The sequence below is a fragment of the Candidatus Erwinia dacicola genome, from assembly GCF_001756855.1.
Taxonomy (GTDB): domain Bacteria; phylum Pseudomonadota; class Gammaproteobacteria; order Enterobacterales; family Enterobacteriaceae; genus Erwinia; species Erwinia dacicola.
The window spans coordinates 1-4,761 of sequence record NZ_MAYS01000010.1 but is presented as its reverse complement, the minus strand read 5'-3'; the positions used below and the strand labels follow the sequence as shown (position 1 = coordinate 4,761).

Genomic DNA, 4,761 nt, shown 5'->3' with positions numbered 1-4,761 from the left:
CTTTGCAACAGTGCCGTCTAAGTTACCAACTCTGGCTTAACGTCCACATACGGCTCTGGCTTTACGCTTACGTTTTGACCATAGCGGCAACTGCAAATTAAGCATAAAAAAAAGCCGGAACCTGAGTTCCGGCTTATTGCGTTGCAGGGAGCAAGCAAGTCCGCACCGCAAACTATTTTGCGTTATTCAGCGCCTTCGGGTTCAGTTCAAGCGAATTGTAATAATCTAACCAGTCATGATACTTATCCGCGTTCTGCCACAGACGGTAGTGCATACGCGCCAAGGTCACCGGGTCACTGAACAGCGCTAGGCGCTGATCGCGATCCAATTTAGCAGGTGACTCGCTGAGCGCCTGCTCGATGAGGCGGTCGCGGGCATAGTCGAGAATATCGCTGTTCAGGTGACGTGAGGTCGCCATTGCGCTGGCCAGCGCATTAAACGATGGGTGGAACATGGCGTGCATAAAGCCATTCTCCAGCGCACATTCACGATTCAGTTCAACGTAACGGGCGGTATCCAGCAGCTCCTTCGGCGGATCGTACTCTTCCGGGGTCAGGAACAGCTTGCCCCGTTTCGACGCTTGGCCTAGCGTGCGACGGCTTGACCACACCGAGACAAACGGCGACAGGATCAGCGAGAATACAATTGGCGACAGCCACCACAGAAAGTTCAGGTCCAGCCAGCCCATACCGCCCGCCCACACCAAGCCCAGCAGCATCTGCGAGCCGTGGCGTTTGAACGCTTCGCTCCACGGCGTGGCATCATCGTCACGCTGTGGCGAGTTCCACACCACTTCCCAACCCCAAAATGCGCTGACCACGAATGCGGTGTGGAACAGCATGCGAACCGGTGCCAGCAGCACCGAGAACAGCATCTCTAGGAACAAGGAGGCCAGTACGCGCAGCGCTCCGCCGTAAGGCTTGGCCCCTTTGCACCACACCAGCACGATGCTCAGCAGCTTCGGCAGGAACAGCAGCACTAAGGTGGTTGAGAACAGCGCTATCGCCAGTTCAGGGCGCCACTGCGGCCACACTGGGAACAATTGGCGCGGCTGCAGGAAGTACTGCGGCTCCATCAGCGTATGCACCACCTGCAGCGCGGTCGACAACGCCATGAACATAAACCACAGCGGCGCAGACAGGTACGACATCACGCCGGTCAAGAACACCGCACGGTGCACCGGGTGCATGCCTTTTACTAGGAACAGACGGAAGTTCATCAAGTTACCGTGGCACCAGCGACGATCACGCTTCAGCTCATCCAGCAGGTTTGGCGGCAGCTCTTCATAAGAACCCGGCAGATCGTAAGCGATCCACACGCCCCAGCCAGCACGGCGCATCAGTGCTGCTTCGACAAAGTCATGCGACAGGATAAAACCGGCGAATGAACCTTCGCCCGGCAGCGGTGCCAGCGCACAGTGCTCGATAAACGGCTTGATGCGGATAATGGCGTTGTGGCCCCAGTAGTGCGACTCACCCAGCTGCCAGAAATGCAGACCGGCGGTAAACAGAGGGCCGTAAACGCGGGTAGCAAACTGCTGGCAGCGCGCATACAGCGTATCCATCCCGGAAGCTTTCGGCGAAGACTGGATGATACCCGCTTTCGGGTTCACTTCCATCATACGCACCAAGCCGTTGAGACACTCGCCGCTCATCACGCTATCCGCATCCAGCACCACCATGTAGCTGTACTGGCTACCCCAGCGGCGGCAGAAGTCATCAATGTTACCCGATTTACGTTTTACGCGACGGCGACGGCGACGATAGAAAATAAGCCCTTCCCCACCGACATCACGCACCAGCTCCATCCACGCCTTTTGCTCGGACATGCAGATATCAGTGTTGTAACTGTCGCTGAGAATGTAGACGTCATAATTGTCCTGCTCGCCGGTGCGCACCACGGATTCCCAAGTCGCACGCAGGCCGGCGAACACGCGTTCAACGTCTTCATTACAGATTGGCATGATCAGCGCGGTACGATGATCTGGGTTGATCGGCTCGTCACTGTTGGTAAGGTGGGAGATGCTGTACTTATCCTTACCGTTCAACAGCTGCAGGAAGCCCGTCAGCGCGGTCCAGAAACCGGCGGAGACCCACAGGAACAGCAAGGCAAATAGGAACAGGATCCCGGTCTGCAGTACGTAAGGCAGGATCTGCAGCAGCGACTGCTGCCAGTTTTGGCTGCCCATCTCCATTGGGTCGATCAGCGCCCAGCCTTGGTAAGGCAGAATGGTCTTCATGTACCAAGTGGCCACAACCGTCTGGAACACAGAGAGGAACAGCAGAATATATCGACGGATGGAGCCAGCATGGCGCCACTTATCTTCATTTTTTTGCTCTTTGCTGCTGGCAAAATGCGGAGTGGTTTTACGGCCACGCACGGAATCCCACGCGCGCGCTACCGGGTTGGTATGCCACTTTTCCGGGTACATGGAGGAGCGGGTATGTTTCGGCATTGCTTTCAGCGTGGTGCGATCCAGCGCATCTTTATCGAACTGCTTGCCGTCATCTACGGAATCTGGCCAGCTCTGTTTGATGCGTGTTTTTACCGACTCCTGCGGTGCGTCATCGGCACGCGTTTCCACCAGACCCTCCTCGGCCAGCAGGTGATGCAGCTGGCTGAAGGCGTCATCAGATTGAACCGGCAGTGCCGAGCGTGCTGCCCCTTTCCGCTCAGCGGAGAGGGGCAGCGCGTCGATATACTCATCGGGTATTATGGTAGACTTATTCATTGGCAGGCAACTGATTGCTCCAAGTCTCAGTCAGCGTTTTGTCACCGTTAACCAGTGCAGCACGCATTTCCGTTGGCTGTTTCTTATCTTTTATGCGCATGCGCAGCACCAAACGCCAGCCTTTGGTGACCGGATTATAGCGCACGCTGTTCTCCACCAGCTCACCGTTGTTACCGATGCTGACTTGAGGAGTTACTGGAGTGTTTTGCGGCAGCTTGCTCATTTCCGGGCCAACGAAGTCGACGATGAATGCCACGGTGCTATCAGGCTGACACACTAGGTTCGACTGCTTCACATCACAGGTTGAGTGCAGGGTGCTTTTCACATGCGCCGTTTCCGGTGAATGCAGCGCGCTTTCGTCACGAGTGAAGTGCAGACGGTAGGAGAAGTTCAGCACTTTCCCTAGCTCTGGCAGACTTTCCGGGGTCCAGAAGGCCACGATGTTATCGTTGGTCTCGTCGGACGTTGGGATCTCAACCAGCTCTACTCGGCCTTTGCCCCAGTCGCCTTTCGGCTCGATCCAGCCGCTTGGACGCATATCGTAGCGATCGTCGAGATCCTGATACTTATCGAAATCACGACCACGCTGCAGCAGACCGAAACCGCGTGGGTTTTCCACGGTGAAGGTGCTGACAGCTAGGTGTTTTGGATTATTCAGCGGACGCCAGATCCACTCACCATTTCCGGCGTGAATCGACAGACCGTTAGAATCATGCAGCGCCGGACGATAGTTTGGCACTGGCGATGGCTGGTTGGCGCCAAACAAGTACATGCTGGTTAGTGGGGCTAGGCCCAGCTTGCCAACTTTGTCACGCAGGTAAACTTTAGACTGCACATCAACGTTGCTGTCTTTACCCGTGGTGATCAGGAAACGGTAGGCACCGGTGGCACGTGGTGAATCCAGCAGCGCATAAATGACTAGGTGTTTATCCTGTGGTTTAGGACGTTCAATCCAGAACTGCTTAAAGCGTGGGAACTCTTCCCCGGATGGCAGCGCAGTATCAATGGCCAGCCCGCGGGCAGAGAGACCGTAAACCTGGCCTGCACCGATGACGCGGAAATAGCTCGCGCCAAGGAAGCTGGTAATTTCGTCTTTCTTATCTTTACTATTCAGCGGATACAGCACCTTGAAGCCAGCAAAACCGATGTTTTTGACGGTATCAGGGTCGTGTTTAACGTTGCCGAAGTTGAAATAGTCCGGGGAGTACTTAATCGCACGAACACTGGTCGCCGTAACTTCATTGAGTTTCACCGGGGTATCGAAATACATTCCCTGATGGTAGAACTCAAGTTTGAAAGGGGTGTTCAGATTGCTCCAGTACGCTTTATCGTGATTGAACTGGATCTGCTGATAGTCAGCATATTTCATATCACGCAGCTGTGATGGCAGGTTACTCTTAGGCGCTTCGAAGCCTTTCCCGGCTAACTCCTGCGCCTGTTTTGCCACATCATCAATGTTAAACCCCCAACTAGTATTGGCATACATTGAAAGCAAAACTGCTGCGCCAAGCCAGCGCAATTTCATCAGTTCTGGTTTATTGTTCATTTTATTCCGCACTTCCCCCCTTTTTGGGTGCTTAAATCAATTACATCCATCTTAATGGATAATCCAGCATTCTGACAGCCTGACCACGTTTTTGTTCCATGAATCCGATCGCGTTCAGCGCACTATTCTCAAGCGGTTAACGGAAAGGCACTGTTGCAAAGATCTGGCGATGGTAAACTGATGCCATTGTTTAGTTGAAGGAGCAGCACATGAACCCATTTTAAGGTCGACATTTTGAGCGTCATATTATCCTGTGGGCCGTCCGCTGGTACTGCAAATATGGCATCAGTTATCGTGAGCTGCAGGAGATGCTGGCTGAGCGAGGGGTAAATGTCGATCACACCACGATTTATCGATGGGTTCAGCGTTCTGCACCTGAAATGGAAAAGCGGCGGCGCTGGTACTGGCGTCAACCTTCCGGTTTTGGCTCATGGCATCTCGATGAAACCTACGTGAAGGTCAACGGACGCTGGGCTTATCTGTA

At 54.3% G+C, this 4,761-nt stretch carries 2 protein-coding genes and 1 pseudogene; 1 reads left to right on the top strand and 2 read right to left on the bottom strand.

Features of this window, described 5'->3' with window-relative positions; translation table 11 throughout:
• Window positions 1-172 precede the first annotated feature (172 nt).
• Window positions 173-2,731, bottom strand: coding sequence for a glucans biosynthesis glucosyltransferase MdoH (mdoH, locus tag BBW68_RS00235; RefSeq protein ID WP_070133519.1), 2,559 nt, complete (start codon window positions 2,729-2,731; stop codon window positions 173-175).
• Window positions 2,724-4,259, bottom strand: coding sequence for a glucan biosynthesis protein G (locus tag BBW68_RS00230; RefSeq protein ID WP_186821230.1), 1,536 nt, complete (start codon window positions 4,257-4,259; stop codon window positions 2,724-2,726). Before BBW68_RS00230 ends, mdoH begins: the two co-directional genes overlap by 8 nt.
• A gap of 263 nt (window positions 4,260-4,522) precedes the next feature.
• Here BBW68_RS00230 and BBW68_RS00225 point away from each other — a divergent pair.
• Window positions 4,523-4,761: pseudogene (locus BBW68_RS00225) on the top strand (IS6 family transposase); the annotation flags it as partial.